This window comes from Protofrankia coriariae (assembly GCF_001017755.1).
In the GTDB taxonomy this organism is placed as follows: Bacteria; Actinomycetota; Actinomycetes; order Frankiales; family Frankiaceae; genus Protofrankia; species Protofrankia coriariae.
Map to the genome: position 1 here is coordinate 188,700 of NZ_JWIO01000014.1, position 19,622 is coordinate 208,321.

Genomic DNA, 19,622 nt, shown 5'->3' on the forward strand with positions numbered 1-19,622 from the left:
GCAGCGTCCCGTCAGGGTGACGGTGTCCCGTTGGTGTCGCCGCTCGCCGGGATCGCCAGATCGAACCACACCCGTTTGCCGTCGCCAGTGGTTTCCACACCCCACCCGCGCGCGAGCATATCGACGATCTTCAGGCCCCAGCCCGACTCCCCGTCATCGCCCGAGGCCCGTCTGGGCATCCGGGTACCTTCCCGATCATCGACGCTGACCCGTAACCGGTCCCCCTCCTGGTGGACGCGTAACACCAGATCGCTGCGGGCGTGCAGCACCGCGTTCGTCACCACCTCGCTGACGAGCAGCAGGGCGTCGTCCGCGACAGCGGCGAGACGCCGCCCGGTGAGGATCCGCCCGACCACCGAACGGGCCCGGACGGCCGACTCGGGCTCGGCCGGCAGCGCCACGTCCACCAGCGCCGGCCGGGACGGATAGGTGGTCATCACCAGCAGTGCCGTGTCGTCGTCGGTCTGCACGGCCACCCCGGCGGCGGCCAGGCACCGGTGCAGCAGCGCCCGCGCGGAACCGGACGAAGAAGCCCCCGCGGCGGGCACCCCGGCGTCCACCGCCGCCATACCCTCCCCCGCGCCCTCCCCCGCGCCATCCGCCGTGCCCTCTCCCGTGCCCTCCGTCGCGTTCTCCATCGCCTTGGCCAGCCCGCGGCGCAGCCGGTCCATGCCGTCCTCGAGCGGACGCCTGCGCGACTCGACGAGCCCGTCGGTGTACAGCACGATGCCGGAACCGGGCGGAAGCTCCAGCGACGTCTCCGAGAACACCCCGACACCGCCGACGCCGAGCGGCAGGCCCGGGTCGAGGACCAGGTAGTCCGGCTCCTCGTCGGGCATGACCAGCAGCGGTGGCAGATGCCCGGCGTTGGACACGGTGGCCCGCCGGGCCGCCGGGNGCCCGCCGGGCCGCCGGGTCGTAGACGATGTACATGCAGGTCGTCAGGTGCAGCCCGGGCAGCGAGTCCACCACCCGGTCGAGCCGGGTGAGCAGTTCGGCCGGCGGCCAGTCCTCCAGCGCGTACGCCCGCAACGCCGCCCGCAGCTGCCCCATCACCGCGGCGGCGTGCAGGCCGCGCCCCATCACGTCCCCGATCGCGATCCCGACCCGGCCGCCGGGCAGCGCGATCACGTCGTACAGGTCGCCGCCGGCCTCCGTCCCGGCCGTTCCGGGGCGGTATTCCATCGCGATCTCCACCCCCTGCAGCGCAGGTGGGTTCTCCGGCAGGAGCGAGCGTTGCAGGGTGAGCGCGGACTCCTGTTCGACGCTGTAGAGCTGCGCGTTGTCGAGCGCGGCCGCCCCCCGCCGGGCCAGATGCTCGGCAAGGCTGATGTCGACGGGGGTGTACGTCTCCGAGAGGCGCAGCAGGGTGACAGCGCCGAGCACCCGGCCCTGCCCCGGCATCGGGACGGTGATGGTCGGCCCCTTCAGGAAGTCGGGGAAGGGGATGTCCGTCATCCCCGTCGGGGACATCCGCGCCAGCAACTCGTCGGTCAGATACGGCATGTACCAGGTCTGGCCCGTCCGCAGGACGAGGCCGGGCCCGTCCTCGCTGTCCAGCGTCGGCAGCCGGGAGGGGAGGAAGTCGCGCAGGAACCCGGCGGCCCGGCTGTCGCGGTGCACGATCGTGCCGAGGCGTGCCTTCTCGCCGTCCCGGAGGAAGACGATAACGCCGTCACCGAGCCGTGGTACCGCCAGCGCCGCGATCATATCGATGATCCGCTGTGGGTCGAGGGATCTCGACAGCACCAGCCCGGCGTCGGACAGATAACCCAGATGCTCCAGCTCAAGCCGGTCGGGGACCCGCTCACGGGGACGGCCCAGGATCTGGCGCAGCGGCATCTGGCCCAGTGACCAGGTCCCCCGGCCGATCTCGGCCAGGACGGCTCCGAGCCGGCCCGCCGCCGTCCCGGTACGCGCTGCCCCCGTCCGGCCAGCGGTCGCCCGGCCGGCGTCCGGCTGGACCTCGTCCGGACGGACGGGGCCGCCCACCGTGCTGCCGGCTCCGGCCGCGCCGCGGGCGGCCGGAGCGCGGCCGGCCCCGCTGTTCCCACCGACGTCGCTGGCAGCGCCGGCATCGCCACCGCCGCCGCCGCCGAATCTGCCGCTGAACGTACGGCCGCTCAGAGCGCAGCCGAGGCGTCCGGTTCGCTCATACACAGCCTGCCGGACAAGCACGAACGGACTGCGCACACCTTTTGAAGTCAGTTGATAACGTGCCGTCACCTCCTCCACCTGGCGAAGTCTAGTTCGGTTATCGGATACCGTGCCTGGCGACAGCCTCCTCAGCAGCCGGCCGAAGGCGGTTCGATCATTCGATATTCCGCGTCCGAAAGCCATCCTCACGATCGCCGGAAGGATCCGACGACGTTCGACGACGTTCATCGAGAGACGCCGGACAACGACAAATCCCCCGGGATTGGATGAGGCCATGGCTGACTGGTGGCTCGACGCAGTGCTGTACGAGGTCTACATCCGCAGCTTCACCGACTCCGGCTCCGACGGGGTCGGTGACCTCGCCGGCATCACCACCCGCCTGCCCTACCTGCGTGACCTCGGCGTGGACGGGATCTGGATCACTCCGTTCTACCGTTCCCCCATGGCCGACCACGGCTATGACGTCGCCGACCACCGTGCCGTCGACCCGCTCTTCGGCGACCTGGCCGCCTTCGACGCGCTGCTCACCGAAGCGCACCGGCACGGGCTGAAGGTGCTCGTCGACCTCGTCCCGAACCACTCCAGCAACGCCCACCCGGCCTTCCGCGCCGCGCTGGCTGCCGGCGCCGGCGCACCAGAACGGGACCTGTACATCTTCCGTGACGGACGCGGCGCGGACGGCGACGAGCCGCCCAACAACTGGGTGTCGGTCTTCGGCGGGCCAGCCTGGACCAGGGTCGCCGACGGCCAGTGGTACCTGCACCTGTTCGCGCCGGAACAGCCCGACTGGAACTGGCGGCACCCCCGCGTCCGCGACGACCACGACGCCACCGTCCGGTTCTGGCTCGACCGCGGCGTCGACGGCTTCCGCATCGACGTCACCCACGGCCTGATCAAGAACGACCTGCTGCCGGACAACCCGCCGCCCCCGCCCGACGGCATCCCCTTCTTCCGCGAGCGGGCCGAGCCCCACCACTGGGACCAGGAAGGCGTGCACGAGATCTACCAGCGCTGGCGCGCGATCGTCGAGGACTACCGCCGCCGCGACGGGCGGGCCAGGATGCTCGTCGGCGAGACCTGGGTGGCCGACCCCCGGCGGCTGGCCCGCTACGTGCGCCCCGACGAACTGCACCTGACATTCGCCTTCTCGCTGCTGACCGCCTCCTGGTCGGCGCCGGTCTGGCGGACGGCGATCGCCGCGGACCTGGCCGCCACCGCCGAGGTGGGCGCACCCACCACCTGGGTGCTGGCCAACCATGACGTCACCCGGCCGGCGAGCCGTTACGGCAGCGGCGAGACCGGCCTGCGCCGGGCCCGCGCCGCGCTGCTGACCCTGCTCGCGCTGCCCGGCCCGGTCTTCCTCTACCAGGGCGACGAACTGGGCCTGCCCGAGGTGGACGTGCCACCGGCATACCGGCAGGACCCCGTCTGGGAGCGCTCCGGGCACAGCCGTCCCGGCCGGGACGGCTGCCGGGTCCCCCTGCCCTGGTCGGGGCAGCGGACGCCGTACGGGTTCAGCGCGGACGGCGTGCCGCCATGGCTCCCCCAGCCCGACGGCTGGGCCGAACTGACCGTTGCCGCGCAGGCGCCTGATCCGCTGTCGACACTGGTCCTGGCACGTGGGGCGCTGGCGTTACGACGGGCGCTGCCCATGCTCGGTGCCGGCCGGCTGCGCTGGCGCGACGACACCCCGCCCACGGTCCTGGCCTTCGACCGCCCGGCGCCGCCGAGCGCCTCCGACGCACCGCCAGGCGCCTCCGACGCACCGCCGGGCGCTTCTGGTGCGCTGTCCGGGGCATCCGACGCACCATCCGGCGCGACCGGCGCATCGTCGGAGACGTCCCACACGCGCCGCCCGGCCGACACCCTGCCGGGCACCTCCAGCGTGACCGGCCTGACCTGCGTCATGTCCACCGCCGACACAGAGGTCGACCTGGTCATACCCGGACGTCTCGTCCTGGCCAGCAGCCCGGTCGGCTACGACGGAACCACCCTCACGCTCCCCCCGGACACGACGGTCTGGCTCGCGCCGCACCCCAGCTGATGCGGCGGGCAGCAACCGATGATCTGAAAAGATGCCGTTGGCCGCATCGGGGATGCCGTTGACCGCATCGGGCTCGCTGCCCACGATCCGTCCAGCACAATGGTCGCTGTGACCCAGCAACCGTCCGCGGCCCGTCCAACAGACACCTTCTACGACGCGGTAGGAGGCGAGGAGACCTTCCGCCGGCTGGTAGCCCACTTCTATGCAGGGGTTGCCGAAGACCCGTTGCTGCGCCCGCTCTACCCGGAGGGGGACCTCTCCGGCGCGCAGGAGCGGCTGCGGATGTTCCTCGTCCAGTACTGGGGCGGGCCGTCGACCTACAGCGAGCAGCGCGGGCATCCCCGGCTGCGACTGCGGCACGCGCCGTTCGCGATCGGCCCCTCCCAGCGGGACGCCTGGCTGGTCCGGATGCGGGCTGCTGTCGACGAGCTGAACCTGCCCCCGGAGCACTTCCAGCCCCTCTGGGACTACCTGACGATGGCCGCCAACTCCCTGATCAACCGCCCGGCGTAACCCCGGCGAGCACGCTCGTACCCACCTTAAGTACGTTAGGTAACGAGCCGTAATGGACGCCGCCCATGCGTCGCTGGGCACTGGCCGACGGGCACTCACCACGAAGAAGATCCGCACGATTCCGCACGATTTTGTCACTGCGTACGCAGAAACGTCCGAAAAGCGTACACAGCAACAAACTCGTGCAGATCATGGCCTGTGCGGGTGGTTGCGGACGGAATTCGCGCACCACCCGGCCGGCGCCGCTGGAGGAGAATTCTTTTGCTCTCGTCCCGACAGCCGCGCGGTGGCGGCCCCGGGAGCTAGTCCCGGGTGAGTTTGCGGTAGGTGACCCGGTGGGGACGGGCCGCTTCGGCGCCCAGGCGGTCGACCTTGTTCGCCTCGTAGTCCGCGAAGTTCCCCTCGAACCAGAACCAGCGGGCCGGATCGGCGTCCGTGCCCTCCCAGGCGAGGATGTGGGTGGCGACACGGTCGAGGAACCACCGGTCGTGCGAGATCACCACCGCGCTGCCGGGGAACTCCCCGAGGGCGTCCTCCAGGGAGCGCAGGGTCTCGACGTCGAGGTCGTTGGTCGGCTCGTCGAGGAGCAGCAGGTTGCCGCCCTTCTTGAGGGTCAGTGCGAGGTTGAGCCGGTTGCGCTCCCCGCCGGAGAGGACACCGACGGGTTTCTGCTGGTCGGGCCCTTTGAAGCCGAACGACGACACGTAGGCGCGGCTGGGCAGCTCGACCTTGCCCACGACGATGTGGTCGAGCCCGTCGGAGATGACCTCCCACACGTTCTTCTTCGGGTCCAGGCCCGCACGATCCTGGTCCACATAGGAGATCCTGACGGTCTCCCCGATGGTGAGCTCACCGGCGTCGGGGGCTGCCTGGCCGGTCAGCAAGGTGAACAGGGTGGTCTTGCCGACGCCGTTCGGGCCGATCACGCCGACGATGCCGCCGCGGGGCAACGAGAACGACAGGTCGTCGATGAGGAGCCGGTCGCCGAAGCCCTTGCGCAGCTTCTTCGCCTCGATCACGACGCTTCCCAGGCGCGGGCCGGGCGGGATCTGGATCTCCTCGAGGTCACGGGGACGCGCCCTGTCGGCCTCGGCCGCCAGCTCCTCGTATCGGGAGAGTCGCGCCTTGCTCTTGGCCTGGCGGGCTTTCGGGTTCGAGCGCACCCACTCCAACTCCTGGGCGAGGACGCGCTTGCGCTTGGCGTCCTTGCCACCCTCGACCTTGAGCCGAGCGGCCTTGGTCTCCAGATACGTACTGTAGTTTCCCTCGTACGGATAGGCATGACCGCGGTCGAGCTCGAGGATCCAGCCGGCGACGTTGTCGAGGAAGTAGCGGTCGTGGGTGACCGCGAGTACGGCTCCCGCGTAGCGGGCCAGATGCTGCTCCAGCCAGGCGACGCTCTCGGCGTCCAGATGGTTCGTGGGCTCGTCCAGCAGGAGCAGGTCGGGGGCTTCGAGCAGGAGCTTGCACAACGCGACCCGGCGCCGTTCTCCGCCGGAGAGTCTGGTCACGTCGGCGTCGCCGGGAGGCAGGCGCAACGCGTCCATCGCCTGGTCGAGCTGGCTGTCGAGCTCCCAGGCGTTCGCCGCCTCGATCCTGTCGATGAGGGCCGCCTGCTCGGCGAGGAGGGAGTCGAAGTCCGCGTCCGGCGCGGCCATCTTCTCGTTGATCTCCTCGTACCGGGCGAGGACCGCGCGGATCTCCCGGACGCCGTCCTCGACGTTGCCGCGGACGTCCTTCGTCTCGTCCAGCGGCGGTTCCTGCGCGAGCATGCCGACGGTGAAGCCGGGACTCAGCGTCGCGTCCCCGTTGCTCGGCTGGTCAAGACCAGCCATGATTTTGAGCAGCGACGACTTGCCCGCGCCGTTCGGACCGACGACGCCGATCTTCGCGCCGGGCAGGAACGACAGGCTGACGTCGTCGAGAACGACTTTGTCACCGTGGGCTTTGCGCACTTTGCGCATCTGGAAGACGTACTGCGCCATGCGGTCAACCTTATGGGTCTGGTGGGCCTGTCGGTCCGGCGGACCCACTGACCGGGTGAATTCGGACGGATACCGCGGGACGGCCGTGGCCCGGCCCGCTCGGGCTGTACCCCTGTCCGTTCGCCACTTGTTCACCTACCCGTCGCTGTCCGGCCCATCGCAGTGGCCCTCGGTTCGCCTGTCAGCTCGCTCTGAGGCGGATCGTCGGCGTCGCTCCCGATCCCACCGCGCCCACCTGGCCCTCCGACACCAGGACGCTGACCGTGCCCTGTCTGGGATCGACCCGGACGGGCAGGTCCACCTGGTCGAGGAGACGTTCACGACCGCCTCCCGCCGGGGTGTAGAACACTTTCAGCGTCACCGAACGATCATCCTTCGTGGCCGGAACATCACGTGTGGCCGGAACATCGCTGACTTTTGAACGAGGCCCGAGGCCGGTCGTGTCCACCCCGCCGGGGCTGATGATGAGCCGGCTGCTCAGTGGCCGGTCCGGGTTCATCGAGAAGGAGCTTCGCCTGCCATCCGCGGTCACCTCGATACGGGCCGCTCGGGTGCCGGCCGGTACCGCCGCGCTGACGCCGACAGCAACGTTCGCCCCGTCGACCACCCGCAGACGCTCCAGCCATGCCGCCGACGGCGATGACAGCGTCCGGTTGTAACCGATGGCCAGCCTGAGCAGGTATGGCGACCGGTCCGGGTGGTCGGCGACGACGTCGAAGTCGGCCTGCTTCCGTGACACCGCGTACAGCACCCGGTCATCCAGCGTCGGCGAGTTGGCCACCACCGACGTTGGGTGCATGAGAAACGCCGGGTCGGCCGAAACGATGACCAACGTCGGACCAGGCCGAGCATTGATCATATTCGACAGATTGCGATCACGCTGGGTGAACTCCATGTTGTCCTGCGACGCGACGACCAGGATGAACCCGCTGAGGGCAAGACCCGCGACGGCAACGAGACCGGTGGTACGCGACCACGCCGACGCCATGTCCACCAGCCCGCGGGCTCCGAACAGGACGAGCGTGACCAGCACCGGCATGAGGTAGAAGGGGCCGATGTAACGGGTGCCGCCCCACAGTTCGGCTGCGTTCCAGGCGCCCCAGAACGCCACATACCCAATGATCAGGAGCAGGGCGCCGACACCGACGGTGAGCGCCGGAGCGGTCATCCGCCGGCGGATGACCGTCGCGACCGACAGGACCGCGAGGACGACCCCGCCGCATGCCCAGGCACCGAGCAGCCAGAGATGATCACCGATCGCGGTGAGCCCTTCGACCAGCCCGAAGTGGTGGGCGGTGTCGGTGGGGAACAGTCGGCGGACCCCGAAGCCCAGCTTGTCCTCGGGCTCCAGCAACGCGAACGGAAGCTGGAAGGGGTTGCCCGTCGCCGCGGCGTTGTAGCTGAGCAGCAGCGCGAACGGAGCGGCCAGCCCCGCGCCCACCCAGCGCAGCATCCACCACCGCCGTCCACGCGCGCCCCGGCACACCGCCCACAGCACAAACGGGCCGAGGACCAGCACGACGTCGTACGGGCGTACCGCTGCCGCAAGCCCCAGGGCCAGCCCGGCCCCGACGAGCGGCACCCGACGACGGGTACGCAGGCCACGGAGCAGTCCGAACACCACGCATTCGGACAGGACGAGCACCGGCAGGTACGGCAGCAGCATCGCGCTCTGAAGGATCACCAACGGTGACAGAGCCAGCAACCAGGCTGCGACGGCGGCGGGCCGCCGGNNNNCGGCGGCGGGCCGCCGGTCGTCGAGCAGTTCGACCCCGACAAGGTAGGTCATTCCGACCGCGGCGGCCACGACGAGGGCGAGCGCCAGGGCTGTCCCGCCCGTGATCACCAGGCTCAGAGCCAGCAATCCGGCGACCACAGGGGTGTACTTCAACACATAGTGGCCGTCGGTAACTACCGCCAGCCACGGCGCGTAGGAGTCGGCCGACGGTGGCGCTGGCGGGAACAGGTCGCCTCCCGCCAACGTCTGGGCCTGTAGCCAGTAGAGCGCCTCGTCGTTGTTGATCGACTGGTAGGGAAAGAGGCGCTGATTGATCAGCACCGCGGCGGCGGCGCTGAGCAGGGCCGCTATCGCCACCGTCCAGCCAGGTCTGGATACCGCGACCAACCGCGATCGCGCAGCCGCGAGCGGAGTCCGCCACCTCGGCCCGTGATCCGCCCGACCGTCTGACCCGTGGTCGGGCAGATGCCGGTCGGAGAGCTTCGAGTGCTGGTCTGTAGACGGGCCCGTGGGTTGCGTACCCGGCACGTTGCCGTCCGTCCGGGACAGATCCGTCTGCCCCTGTGGTGCTCGGATCGGCATCGGCGTCTCGGCCCCCCGCGTACTGGTCACGGACTGACGCTACCGACAGCTTCCGCACCGACCGGGTACGGGTCCGCGTCCGCGCGAGCAGAGAGGCGCCCCAACGGACAATTCGGATCCGTCGTATCACCCGCATTACGCTGCGGCCGGATCGAGAGCCGTTACTGAAGGTGACATGTCGGCGAACTCTGCCGCCGACATAGTTACACCGGGCAACGACTCGCCGAACGACTCCTCCGCAGCCCCGTCCGTGCGATTCGCGTCACGGTACTCCGTGCCGGTATCGAGGTGGGCTCTACCCTCGCCAGCGGGCCCACCCGCTCCGTCACGCGTGCCAGCGGACTCCCTCGCTGGCGCTGCTCCTTCCGCAGCCTGGCCGCTTCCGTTCTCCCCGCTCGCGCGGACCACCCGCCGGACCTCCGCGGTCTGCCGAGCCAGGTCAACCGCGACGGCGTCGGCGTCCACCTCATAGACGACCCGACGGTTTCCCTCATGCGTCTCGAAGGACCTCTGCCGTAGCCGCCCGACCACGAGCGTCCTGTCCCCCTTGCGCAACGACGCGCTGACGTTCTCTGCCATGTGCCGCCAGCAGGTGACGGTGATGAAGACGCTGGCGCCGTCCACCCAGCGGTTCTGCGTGCGGTCGAACCGGCGCGCCGTGCTGGCCAGGCGGAGGGAGCAGACGAAGTTCCCGTTCTGCGTGCAGCGCAGTTCGGGGTCGTCGACGAGATTGCCGAGCAGCGTGACCGATGCCTCAATCATGGTTCCTCCCGGATCATGGGGTAGCCGGCCTGGTTCCGTACGGCGGACGGTGGTTGTGACCGGATTGGCCCCTTACGTCCCGCCTCACACTCTCCAGCTCCGCGGCCGGCTTGGCATCCGCGGTCCGCCACCTGTGGACAAACCGCATCCATCCACAGGTGCGAAGCCGCACGGATGCGCGATCCACCCTCGCCGTGGCAAGGTGAGAGCTTTGACCACCGAAAGAGCATCGGACCAAATACGCAAAGTACCCATTGAGTCTCGTTCCGCTATCACCAGTAACCGCGCTACGTGATCGCGACAGGAGACAGCACAATGGTGGTGCGCGCCCGTAGCTCAGCGGATAGAGCGAGTGCCTTCTAAGCACCAGGTCGCAGGTTCGATCCCTGCCGGGCGCACCATAGCTGGGCTGACCAGGGCTGGACCGTAGTAATACCAGCGGGATCCGTCAAGCTCAGCGGTCAGCGAGATGGTAATTTTCATCCTCGTGGTAACGATCATCGAGGGGGTAGACCCCGTCTGGCCGCTCCTGTTGGACGCCTGGGACCAGAGCCTGGCCACCGCCGGCCGGTCCCACGAGACTCGGACCGCCTACCGCAAAGCGGGCGTCGCGCTGGTCAACTGGCTGGCCGGACTGCCGGAGCCGCCGGCGGGCTGGACCACTCCGCGCACCGGCACCGAGCGGCGCGCCGCCCGCCGCGCGGCCGCCGACGCCGGCGAGGACGCCGTGCCGCTCTACCGACCTGCCGAGCCCCCCGACATCACCCGCGCCCACGTCGAGCGGTTCCTGATCGCGTTCGGGAGCGAGCGGACAGCGCGCTGCCCGAACGGGCGCTCCAAATCGACGATCAATCAGACGTTCCGTTCCCTCCAGCAGTTCTTCTCCTGGTTGATCGATGAAGATGAGATCGAGTCCTCGCCGATGGAGCGGATGGAGCGCCCCGCCGTCGGCGAGACGGTCGCGCCGCTCCTGGACCTGGACGAGCTGCGAGCGCTGGTCGCGGCGTGCCGTGGGAAGGACTTCCGATCTCGCCGAGACGAGGCGATCATCCGCGTGTTCGCCGACTCCGGCGGCCGCCTGTCCGAGATCGCCGATCTCACGGTCGACGACGTCGACATGACCCGTAGCCGGCTGCTGGTCACGGGCAAGGGCAACCGGCAGCGGTACATCAGCGTCGGCAAAGAGACGATGCTCGCCATCAACCGCTATCTACGGTTACGAATCAAGCACAAAAAGTCGGCTATCCCGGCGCTGTGGCTCGCCCACCGCGGCGACGCCATGACGCCCTCCGGCGTGTACCAGATGGTCCGCCGCCGAGGACAGGAGGCCGGGATCAAACTCCGACCACACCTGTTCCGCCACACCCTGGCCGACGCCTGGCTCACCGCGGGCGGAGGCGAGCTCACCCTGGCCGACCACATGGGCTGGGCCGGAACGCAGATGGTCCGGCGCTACGGGGCCGCCGGCCGGGCTCGCCGCGCCCAGCAGGAGCATGAACGGCTCGCCCTGGGCGAGCGTCTCTCGACCCCCGTTCCTCGACGGCGGCGTACCGGACCTGCCCGCCCGGCCGGGTCACCGACATCCCGTTGATATCGAACTCATGTTCGATAAGATTGCCGGCATGAATACCGGGCTCCCACTCCACTCTGGTCGTACCATCAACGCCATGACGGTCTCGGCGCGCGACGTGGCATCCATCCTGCGCGCCCGACTCCCTGGCCTGGGGACGAAGAAGCTGCACAAGCTGCTCTACTACTGCCAGGGACATCACCTGGCCACTTTCGACAGGCCGCTGTTCAACGAGACGATCTCCGCGTGGGACATGGGCCCGGTCGTCGGCCAGCTCTGGCGGGAGGAGAAGGACGGCCAGCCCCGGCCGCCCGGCCGCGCCGAGCTCGGCGAGGCGGAGCTGAACACGATCGGCTACGTCCTGAGCCGCTATGGGGCGCTGACGGGCCGCGACCTCGAAGTGCTCAGTCACGGCGAACTGCCGTGGCATGCAGCCGACCTGAAGCGTCGCCCGGGCGCCTCAGTTTCGATCACCCTGGAGTCGATGCGGGAGTACTTCGCAACGGCCGGGGCTCCGGACGGCACCGAGGACGAGCCGCTGCTCGACTCCGCCGCCGTCGCCCACTGGCTCAGCGACGCGGCCGACCGCCGCCAGGGCCCGGAGCATCCCGACGACCTCAACGAGCTGCGCGCGCGGCTGGAGCAGAGTGCCTGACACCCCCGAACCCTGGGTACCGGTCAACTTCGTCGAACGGCTCGACCTGTGGATCGAGACGGAGTCCCCGTCCGATGATCTGCGCCGTCTCGTGACCGCCTGGATCTTCACCCGTATAGATGATCCCTATCAGGGTGTACGGCGAGAGCCCGGTTTCGCGAACCTGTGGTTCGGCCCCATACCAGGCTCCGAGCACGGGGAGTGGGCCGTGGTCTGCTGCTCCTACTGGATCGAGGAACAGGCGCATCGGGTCGTCTGCGACACGTTCACCACGCTGACCCGCCCGCTGTAGCAGGCCCGGCCGCCCTTCCAGGCCGCACCGTCATACCGCGTGCGCCCCGATGTGAGTCCACGGGCTCACATGTGACCTCCGTGTAGGTGACGAGAGGTCACATCCTTGTGGTACATCCGTCGGCGCGGTCCCATAGATCCCACTGACCTACCGCGGATGGGGGATGGGATGACGGAGACGGGCACCAGGCGCGAGTTCCCGCGGCTGCTCGCCGGTACGGGGGCCGAGCCGCTTTACGGTGTCCTGCGCCAGGACGCCGAGGGCCGCCCGGACTCGGTCATGATCGCGTTCGGGTCGGCGGCGGACGCCGACGCCTGGGCCCGCGAGCAGCAGCCCGGCGGCGAGTGCCTCGTCGTGCCCGTGCACTTCTCGGCCCACCGGGCAGACGAGGCGATGGCGTACCCGGGACCTCCTCCCACCTGGCGGCGCCGGGACTCAGCCGGCGTCGAGCTGGTGGTGCGCGAGGGAGGGGTGTTCCTGCGCGCCGGCGCCGGCGAGCTCCCGCTCACCTGGGCGCAGTGGGCGGCGTTCCATGGGGCTGTCCAGGCCGGCCGGTACGCCGGCACGATCACCACCCTGTAGACGGGGCGGGCCGACGGGCCCGTCCAACACGAGGCCCCCGCCACCGCGGCCGTGGCGGGGGCCTCGTCCGCATGCAACAAGACGCCAAGTAGCGCTATCGCTACCATATGACACTGGGGAGTGGATGTGGGATTCCGGCGCCGGGACGACGACGGAGGCGAAGACCGTGACCGCATGGACAAGGGCCAGCGGCAGAAACAGGACACCAACCGCGGCAACCCCACCTGGAAGGACTGCGGGGCGTGCGGCGGTACAGGGAAAGTTCTCCGCGACGTCGGGGGCGCCGATGAGGACGGGACGTTCAACGAGACCGTGAAAGTGGACTGCCTCTCGTGCAAGGGCACAGGACGACTACCGATCAAGGGTCGCAAATGAGTGAGATCATGGTCACGTTCATCGACCTCCGCTGTCCGGACCACCGCGGCCGCCGCAGTCGTCGCTCCCGAGCGGGGGGCGACCCCCTCAAGGGGCCTCGTCCCGGCCGGGACAACTGCCCGCGCTGCCGGATGGTGTGGGCGCCCCAGCCAGATCCGGAACCGGAACCGCCCGACTCCGGGCCGTCCGGGCCGTACAGCCTGTCCTGACTAAGCGCTCGACCGGCCGGCGAGCTCCGTCAGGCGTCAGCTTTCCGCAGCCTGCGGGCGGTTCGCCACTTTCCACTCCTCGCGACTGATCGCGTAGATGTTCCGCGGCTCACCGCCGCGGTCCACCGGCCCCTCGGCCAGGGTGAGGCCGAGTTTCTCGGCGACCCTGATCGATGCGGCATTCTTCGGGTGGATGATGCTGATCACCCGATCCCGGCCCGCCTCCACGAAGGCGAACTCGAGCGCGGCCCGGGCGCCCTCGGTCGCGATACCCCGCCCCCACTGATCGCGCCGCACGGTCCAGGCCACTTCGATATCCGGCCAGCCGTGCTCCTCATACAGGCCGGCCCGGCCGAGGAACTCGCCCGTTACTCGGTCTTCGATGATCCACATTCCGAACCCGTTCAGCGCCCAGTGGCCGATCTGGAACGCGGTCATGCCCCATACCGAGCCCGCCGACGACGGTGAGCTGGTGTAGAGGGACATGTCCGGGTGTACGGCCATCGCGAGGTAGGGCTCGATGTCCGCCTGCCGCCACCCGCGCAGCACCAAGCGCGATGTGATGATCGACGGGATGGTGACGACATCAGGCGGGCCGAACTCGAGGGTCATGCCGGGCCCCTGGGTAGGGCGAGACGAGATTGGTGTACCAGGGCATCGAAGGACCGGACATCGGGATCTGAAGCCCATGGCCGTAGATCTCTGGCAACCTCAGCCATCGCGGACACGATCGTGGCGGACAGGTGCCCTTCAGGAACCGATGCTGCGGCGTAGCTGGCGGCAACCGCGGCCGAGGGGTCGGGCTGGTCCTGGAGCAGGAAGCCCGTCGCCAGGCACAGGTAGGCGTGGCTGCGCTCCTCGTGCGACCGAGGATCGATGAGGTCGATGGCATCCTGGGCCCAGCGTCGCGTGCTGGCGCCATCGCCGAGTTCGAGCGCGCACACCGCGCTGAACATCGCCATGCTGCCTGCGGTGAACGGAGACGAACCAGGCCGCGGCATGGTCACCGCGCCGGCATGTCGTCGCATGGCGGCCAGCGCGTTCTCCGTTTCCCGCACCCGTCCGAGCCGGGCATGACCGCGGGCCTCGTAGGCGGCCAGGCGGGCAGCGAGGTACGGAGGAGCAGCCTGCAGGGCGCGCCCCGCGGCCACGGCAGCCTCATCCCAGCGATGGGTGTAGTAGGCGATGCTGGAGCGCAGGGCAGCGAGCGAGCCGACCAGCACGTCGTCGTCGATCTGGCCCGCGTATCGGTCGGCAAGATCGCAGAATCGCCGCGCATCGCGATAGTGCCCACCGGCGAACGCGAGCCGGCCGAGGTAGTAGGCGAGCTGGCCGCCAAGACGGGTCGTCCGCCGCCCATCGGTCACGCTCAGCCGATGGTCGAGCATCCCCTCGATCTGCTGCCATCGCTGGCCAACCTGGGCAATGAGCACCGGATGCGGGGTCGCATCGTAACTGACGGCAATGTCCGCGACGTCGTCCTCGAGCTCGCCGAGCGTGGGCGCCGCGCTGGACGCGTCGATACGACGGGCGGTCTCGAATGCGAGCGCGGACAGGGCCGCGAGCTCGCCGAACTCCCGGCGGTTCGTGATTGCCTCCTCGACAGGTCCCTCCCCCGAGAGTGCCCGTGACCCGACAGGGGAGTCCACTGCATCGCCTGCGGTAAGCGCGTTGGCGGCCTGCCGTAACCTCTCGGCCTCGACGAGCCGGAGCAGGCGTGTGATCTCACCGTTTGCCCCAAGGACGGCATCGATCCCCCGGGCGAATCGCTCCGAGGGCGGCTCCTTGCCCTGCTCGCACCTGCTGACGATGGCACGCCCCCTGGGGAACCCGACCCGCGCAGCAAGCTGATCTTGGGTGAGGCCAGCGCGAAGGCGCCGTCGGCGCACGTCCGCGCCCAGCGCGGCGAGAGGATCCATCCCGGCTCCCCGGTGTGTGTGAGTTCCCGGACTCACATGTGACCTCGATGTAGGTGACGAGAGATCACCTACTACCCATCCGGCTACGGATGGGGTCCGATAGCCCCGTGAGCGCACAAGACCCTATCCGGAACGTGACGCCTTGTCCGCCCCTTGCGGACAATCGGAGTGGCGTTCCGCTGCACGTGCATACGCCGTTGCGCAGTCATATGACAACACAGGGGGAGCCACACCAGCACGCGGACCCCGCGCTGGGTGGCCTGGATGAAAAGATCTTGGCTGCTTACCACTGGGCCACTGACGCCCGGCAGCCTCCGTGGGATCGCGGGTACGCCACGGGATACGCAGACGGGGCCGCCGCCGCGATCTACATCCTGACCGGCCGAGAGGTCACTCCCAGGGCTTCTGGAGGCGATCAGATGACCGCGTAGCACCCTCGCTCACACTGGCATCCTGCTGCTGGCTCCTGACGGCTGACAATACGGCCAGCAGCAGGCCTCGATATGCCGGCCGTAACGTTTGATCAATCCGAATTGCCTCCTCCGGGGTCATCGGACGCGGCTCCAGGCTCTCGGGAATCCATAGGCCGAGCTTGCGCCGGACATCGATCTCGTCGAGGCCGAGGAGGCGAGCGATCTCCCGAGCCCGATCATCATCAGGCTTCGATATGCCGGTCTCGTACTTGCTCACCTGGGCTTGATGTACTCCCAGTGCTGCGGCGAACCGCGTGCCGCTGTAGCCGGCGGCCTCTCGCGCTTGTCGTAGCCATTCCCCGGCCTGCTGCTGCCTGGCCAGGCGCTCCCGGCGCTCGTCGGTTCGCGTCACGACCCTCAGTGTTGCACGACACGCATCAATCATCATGGCATGCGCGACATGCACAACTAATGCACGACACACGAGAATAATGTTCTAAACGCATCTTCTATGCTTGACGCGCATAGCTCTTGAGTCTTCACTTATGCGCATGGCAACTGACGTGCGCGCTCTCCGGACATGCTGGGGGGATCGCATCCGTATAGCCCGGGCCCGGCGGCGCCTGAGCCAGCGCGCGCTGGCTCAGGCTGCCCTGATTGATCAGGCCACCATGTCCCGCATCGAGCGGGGCCTGATGGGGTCGTCCGACGAGGTCCGCCTCCGGATCGCGGCCGCCCTCGACGTGCCGTTCGGCGAGCTGTTCGACGCGCCGGAGCTGGATATGGCCGGTACGGGATCATGACCCGCCGGCTCCCCGATGAGACAACCCGCCACCTGGTCGCGCGGATCGGTGGGAACGCCCGGGTCCGCCAGGCCGAGTCGCCGGCGGCGATGACGGCTCCGGCCCGGGCCGCGTTCCTGGCCCGGTTCGAGCGGCAGGTCGACCCGGACGGAGTCCTCCCGGATGACGTTCGGGCGGCGAAGGCCAAGGCGGCGCTGTCGGAGCAGATGGCGCGGGTGTCTCTCGCCCGCGTCCGGCGGGCGCGGGAGGCGAGACAGGAGCGGGCTGAGGAGCCCCCGCCGACGTCGGCGCCGGTGTCGATGGGCCCGTCGGGCGCGGGGTCGATACCGGCGTCGTGGACGGAGTTCCTCGCGTCCCGTGATCTCGGTGTCGCTGACGACGTCGCCGAGTAACGGGCCCGCTCGCCCGGATGGGGGCGGGCGAGCGGGCCGAACACTCCCCCGACTGGAAGTGATCATGACGATACACCATCCGCCACATCGCGCTCTCCAGCCTCCCGAGCAGCGCCGCCTGGCCCTGCTCTACCTGGCGACCCGGACCGCGCTGGCGCCCGCCATGCAGCTGGCGCTGGCCCGGGACCTGGCGCCCGAGGCGCCCGCGGGTATGCGCCCGCTGATCTGGCAGGACCTCGTCTCGGCCCTGGCGGTCACTCCGGCAGACCTCGCCGGTCTGCTCCGGCTGGTCCGGGACGCCGACGAGCAGCTCGACAAGCTCATCCCGCCAGCGCCGCGACGGCCGGACATCGCGGTGATGGTGGACTCGGCGGCGCTGTCGCCCTGGTTCCTCCCGTTCCAGCGGGGCGGCTCGTGACCGCCCTGAGCGAACAGGAGTTCGACCGCATGCTCGGCGCCCGGCTGCGGCAGGTCCGTGAAGCGCTGGAGATCTCCCGCGGCGCCGTGGCCCGCCGGCTCTACGTGTCGCAGAAAACCGTTGCGTCCTGGGAGATCGGGACCCGCACGATCCCGCTCGACCGCGTCGTCGCGCTGGCCCAGGCCTACAGGACCACCGTCCCCACCCTGATCGGCGCCGCCAGCGCGCTACAGGTCGAGCCGACGCCCGGCCGCCCGCTGACGCTCGACATGGAGGCGCTGACGTCGGCGCCGCCGATCGCGGCGCCGCTGCGTGCCTACGCGCTGGCGATCCGCCGGATGCGCGACGACTGGGGCCAGGTCCTGACCCTGCGCAGGACTGACATCCGCCCCCTGACCGTGATCTACGAGACCGATGCCCAGCATCTGTGGGCCGCCATGCAGACGTGGCGCGTCCTGCGCACCCCGGAGGTACAGGCATGACGCGACCCCTGGAGGAGATCCCCGCACGCCAGCTGCGCGCCGCGCTGACCTGGGCTGACGCCCGGGCCCGCGCCGCCGGCGAGCGCGGCTTTTCCGCCGGTCTGATCACGGACCGGTTGCAGACCTCCCGGTATCAGGCCGGTGGATGGCTGCGGGCCCTGGTCACGGCCGGGGTCCTGGACCAGGTCCGCACCGACATGGGCCTGGCGTACCGGCTGCGCAGTGGAGCGGCGTCATGAGCGCGCTCTCGCCGCGGGCGGTGTGGACCGCTCTCGCCAGCGGAGGGACGACGGGCATCACCACGGATGACCTGATCGTCCGCCTGGACGGGCCGGCCCGCCGGCGGATCGACAGGCTGGAGCTGACCCTCCTGCTGGCGGTGGCCGCGTCCACCGGCCTGCTCTCTCCCAAGGGCCGCCCGGCCCGCTGGATCCTGACGGACGACGGGGCCGCGTATGCGGCCCACCTCTACACCCGCCCCCTGGTGGACGCCGAGGTCTGGTCGGCGCTGGCCGACCTGGACACCACCGGCGCCCCGGACCGGTTTCCCGGCCCGGGGCTGGCTGGCCGGGTCGGTTGCCCGGTCCGGACGATGGCGCTCTGGTGTCGGCGCCAGGTCCTCGCGGGCAGCCTGACCCGCTCACCTGACGGGTGGGAGCTGACCGAGCAGGGCCGGCGGCTGGTCGCCGCGGTAGCGGGCGTGCCGGCATGACCCTGCCGCTCCTGCCCCGCCGGTTCGGGGCGCTGGTGGCGCTGGAACTGGTCGGTGCGCCGGCCGGCTCCACGCTGCTGTCCTATGTCCTCTACCCGGCGCCGTGCCCGTGTGGCCGGGAGGCGATGTGGGCGTCGGTGTCCTACTGCGGCCCGCTGCCTCGCGGCGTGCAGGGCGTGCAGGGCGTGCGGGGTGTGCAGGGCGTGCGGGGTGTGCCGCACGAGGCCTGTGCCCCTGGCCCGTGCGAGTGCCAGGTGGAGCAGGGATAGCCCCCGATGTGTGACCCGCTGCCGCTACCCGGCCTCGAGCAGATGGACGCGGATGCCCGCCGGGCCCGTCGTCGTCGCCGCGAGGAGGAGTGGCGGCAGCGGGCATCGGCCCATCCCCGTACCTGTACGTCCTGTCGCGCCCCGATCCGGTGGGCGCTGACGCAGGCCGACCCGCCGCGGTGGATGCCGCTCGCGGACACCCCCGACCCGGCCGGGCCGGTCGTGGTGATCCGCGACGGCGCCGTCCCGGTGGCCTACATCAACCCGCCATCGCGGCAGGCCACCGGCCGGCTGCGGTGGCGGCCTCACTGGCAGGACTGCCCGTCCGCGGAGCAGCACCGCCGCCGATGAAGAGATCCGCCCGGCCCTGACGAGGGCCGGGCTCACACATAGATCCCGAGAGGGCGCACCATGGCCGCACCGATCAGGCTCTCCACGAGTCTGCCCCCGGATGAGCAGTCCAACGGACTGCTGGGCAACATCAACACGTTCGTGACCAGGCCAGGAGATCCCGTCCTGGCCGTGGTCGAGCTCGGAACGATCCGGATCGTTCGGGACATCGCGCTCGACTACCAGGTCCCCGTCATCGGCATTCACGCCATCGAGCTGGCCTGCCGCTCCGTCTCGGCGGCCTCGCTGCGGGAGCTGATGGACCTGGCCCGCCAGGAGCGGATCGGCGCCCGCGGTCTGCCGTTCGACGCGGACCTGATCCGGGGCGACGGGCTATGACCTGCTCCAGCGGAGCGGACA

23 protein-coding genes, 1 tRNA gene and 1 pseudogene are annotated in these 19,622 nt (G+C 69.9%); 17 read left to right on the forward strand and 8 right to left on the reverse strand.

The window, feature by feature from the left end; genetic code table 11:
• Nucleotides 1-11 precede the first annotated feature (11 nt).
• Both FrCorBMG51_RS31050 and FrCorBMG51_RS33125 read right to left on the reverse strand, forming a co-directional pair.
• Nucleotides 12-875 (reverse strand): SpoIIE family protein phosphatase, encoded by an 864-nt coding sequence (locus tag FrCorBMG51_RS31050; RefSeq protein ID WP_052914555.1) that lies wholly within the window; start codon nt 873-875, stop codon nt 12-14.
• Nucleotides 876-927: 52 nt separating this feature from the next.
• Nucleotides 928-2,433, reverse strand: a pseudogene (locus tag FrCorBMG51_RS33125) (PP2C family protein-serine/threonine phosphatase); the annotation flags it as partial.
• On the opposite strand from FrCorBMG51_RS33125, the gene FrCorBMG51_RS10835 reads away from it, so the two are divergent.
• Complete coding sequence (locus FrCorBMG51_RS10835; protein ID WP_047222902.1) at nt 2,432-4,201, forward strand: glycoside hydrolase family 13 protein; 1,770 nt, start codon at nt 2,432-2,434, stop codon at nt 4,199-4,201. The pseudogene FrCorBMG51_RS33125 and the gene FrCorBMG51_RS10835 overlap by 2 nt on opposite strands.
• Before the next feature lie 99 nt (nt 4,202-4,300).
• A complete protein-coding gene (locus tag FrCorBMG51_RS10840; protein ID WP_047222903.1) occupies nt 4,301-4,714 on the forward strand; it encodes a globin in 414 nt (137 codons plus the stop codon).
• A gap of 302 nt (nt 4,715-5,016) precedes the next feature.
• On the opposite strand, the gene ettA is transcribed toward FrCorBMG51_RS10840, so the two are convergent.
• The 3 genes from ettA to ssb all read right to left on the reverse strand — a co-directional run bounded on the left by ettA (nt 5,017) and on the right by ssb (nt 9,781).
• Nucleotides 5,017-6,699, reverse strand: a complete 1,683-nt coding sequence (gene ettA / locus FrCorBMG51_RS10845) for an energy-dependent translational throttle protein EttA (RefSeq protein ID WP_047222904.1) — start codon at nt 6,697-6,699, stop codon at nt 5,017-5,019.
• Between the two features lie 181 nt (nt 6,700-6,880).
• Nucleotides 6,881-9,019, reverse strand: a complete 2,139-nt coding sequence (locus tag FrCorBMG51_RS33725; RefSeq protein WP_476742143.1) for a DUF7846 domain-containing protein — start codon at nt 9,017-9,019, stop codon at nt 6,881-6,883.
• 135 nt (nt 9,020-9,154) lie between these two features.
• Nucleotides 9,155-9,781, reverse strand: a complete 627-nt coding sequence (gene ssb, locus FrCorBMG51_RS25030) for a single-stranded DNA-binding protein (protein ID WP_052914558.1) — start codon at nt 9,779-9,781, stop codon at nt 9,155-9,157.
• Nucleotides 9,782-10,106: 325 nt separating this feature from the next.
• On the opposite strand from ssb, the gene FrCorBMG51_RS10860 reads away from it, so the two are divergent.
• From FrCorBMG51_RS10860 to FrCorBMG51_RS10885, 6 genes are all read left to right on the forward strand, one after another.
• A tRNA-Arg gene (locus FrCorBMG51_RS10860) sits at nt 10,107-10,182 on the forward strand.
• 68 nt (nt 10,183-10,250) lie between these two features.
• Entirely contained in the window at nt 10,251-11,372 is a 1,122-nt protein-coding gene (locus FrCorBMG51_RS10865) for a tyrosine-type recombinase/integrase (protein WP_076843204.1), read from the forward strand.
• A gap of 76 nt (nt 11,373-11,448) precedes the next feature.
• Nucleotides 11,449-12,006 (forward strand): Panacea domain-containing protein, encoded by a 558-nt coding sequence (locus FrCorBMG51_RS10870; protein ID WP_047222905.1) that lies wholly within the window; start codon nt 11,449-11,451, stop codon nt 12,004-12,006.
• Entirely contained in the window at nt 11,999-12,298 is a 300-nt protein-coding gene (locus FrCorBMG51_RS10875) for a hypothetical protein (RefSeq protein ID WP_047222906.1), read from the forward strand. The genes FrCorBMG51_RS10870 and FrCorBMG51_RS10875 overlap by 8 nt, the downstream gene beginning before the upstream one ends.
• A 168-nt stretch (nt 12,299-12,466) precedes the next feature.
• Complete coding sequence (locus tag FrCorBMG51_RS10880) at nt 12,467-12,880, forward strand: hypothetical protein (RefSeq protein WP_047222907.1); 414 nt, start codon at nt 12,467-12,469, stop codon at nt 12,878-12,880.
• A 174-nt stretch (nt 12,881-13,054) separates the two neighbouring features.
• Nucleotides 13,055-13,255 carry a hypothetical protein gene (locus FrCorBMG51_RS10885; protein ID WP_047223024.1) on the forward strand — a complete coding sequence of 67 codons (201 nt, stop codon included), beginning with the start codon at nt 13,055-13,057 and terminating at the stop codon, nt 13,253-13,255.
• Nucleotides 13,256-13,500: 245 nt separating this feature from the next.
• Here the strand turns inward: FrCorBMG51_RS10885 and FrCorBMG51_RS10890 are convergent, their stop codons facing one another.
• The 3 genes from FrCorBMG51_RS10890 to FrCorBMG51_RS10900 all read right to left on the reverse strand — a co-directional run bounded on the left by FrCorBMG51_RS10890 (nt 13,501) and on the right by FrCorBMG51_RS10900 (nt 16,208).
• A complete protein-coding gene (locus tag FrCorBMG51_RS10890; protein WP_047222908.1) occupies nt 13,501-14,076 on the reverse strand; it encodes a GNAT family N-acetyltransferase in 576 nt (191 codons plus the stop codon).
• A complete protein-coding gene (locus tag FrCorBMG51_RS10895) occupies nt 14,073-15,383 on the reverse strand; it encodes a helix-turn-helix domain-containing protein (protein WP_047222909.1) in 1,311 nt (436 codons plus the stop codon). The genes FrCorBMG51_RS10890 and FrCorBMG51_RS10895 overlap by 4 nt, the downstream gene beginning before the upstream one ends.
• Nucleotides 15,384-15,773: 390 nt before the next feature.
• On the reverse strand, nt 15,774-16,208 hold the full coding sequence (locus FrCorBMG51_RS10900; protein ID WP_047222910.1) for a helix-turn-helix domain-containing protein: 435 nt from the start codon (nt 16,206-16,208) through the stop codon (nt 15,774-15,776).
• Nucleotides 16,209-16,347: 139 nt separating this feature from the next.
• Between FrCorBMG51_RS10900 and FrCorBMG51_RS10905 the strand changes: the two genes are divergently transcribed.
• The 9 genes from FrCorBMG51_RS10905 to FrCorBMG51_RS10945 all read left to right on the forward strand — a co-directional run bounded on the left by FrCorBMG51_RS10905 (nt 16,348) and on the right by FrCorBMG51_RS10945 (nt 19,601).
• Nucleotides 16,348-16,599, forward strand: a complete 252-nt coding sequence (locus tag FrCorBMG51_RS10905) for a helix-turn-helix domain-containing protein (RefSeq protein ID WP_162233201.1) — start codon at nt 16,348-16,350, stop codon at nt 16,597-16,599.
• Entirely contained in the window at nt 16,596-16,991 is a 396-nt protein-coding gene (locus FrCorBMG51_RS26665) for a hypothetical protein (protein ID WP_076843208.1), read from the forward strand. Before FrCorBMG51_RS10905 ends, FrCorBMG51_RS26665 begins: the two co-directional genes overlap by 4 nt.
• Before the next feature lie 64 nt (nt 16,992-17,055).
• Nucleotides 17,056-17,409, forward strand: coding sequence for a hypothetical protein (locus tag FrCorBMG51_RS10915; RefSeq protein WP_139342264.1), 354 nt, complete (start codon nt 17,056-17,058; stop codon nt 17,407-17,409).
• Nucleotides 17,406-17,891: a transcriptional regulator gene (locus FrCorBMG51_RS25035; RefSeq protein WP_052914561.1), complete on the forward strand. Its 486-nt coding sequence runs from the start codon at nt 17,406-17,408 to the stop codon at nt 17,889-17,891. The genes FrCorBMG51_RS10915 and FrCorBMG51_RS25035 overlap by 4 nt, the downstream gene beginning before the upstream one ends.
• Complete coding sequence (locus FrCorBMG51_RS10925) at nt 17,888-18,130, forward strand: hypothetical protein (RefSeq protein ID WP_047222912.1); 243 nt, start codon at nt 17,888-17,890, stop codon at nt 18,128-18,130. The genes FrCorBMG51_RS25035 and FrCorBMG51_RS10925 overlap by 4 nt, the downstream gene beginning before the upstream one ends.
• On the forward strand, nt 18,127-18,603 hold the full coding sequence (locus FrCorBMG51_RS10930; protein ID WP_047222913.1) for a hypothetical protein: 477 nt from the start codon (nt 18,127-18,129) through the stop codon (nt 18,601-18,603). Before FrCorBMG51_RS10925 ends, FrCorBMG51_RS10930 begins: the two co-directional genes overlap by 4 nt.
• Nucleotides 18,600-18,872, forward strand: a complete 273-nt coding sequence (locus FrCorBMG51_RS10935; protein ID WP_047222914.1) for a hypothetical protein — start codon at nt 18,600-18,602, stop codon at nt 18,870-18,872. Before FrCorBMG51_RS10930 ends, FrCorBMG51_RS10935 begins: the two co-directional genes overlap by 4 nt.
• 6 nt (nt 18,873-18,878) lie before the next feature.
• Nucleotides 18,879-19,223 carry a hypothetical protein gene (locus FrCorBMG51_RS10940; RefSeq protein ID WP_047222915.1) on the forward strand — a complete coding sequence of 115 codons (345 nt, stop codon included), beginning with the start codon at nt 18,879-18,881 and terminating at the stop codon, nt 19,221-19,223.
• 60 nt (nt 19,224-19,283) lie between these two features.
• Nucleotides 19,284-19,601: a hypothetical protein gene (locus FrCorBMG51_RS10945; RefSeq protein WP_047222916.1), complete on the forward strand. Its 318-nt coding sequence runs from the start codon at nt 19,284-19,286 to the stop codon at nt 19,599-19,601.
• The last annotated feature ends 21 nt before the right edge of the window (nt 19,602-19,622 follow it).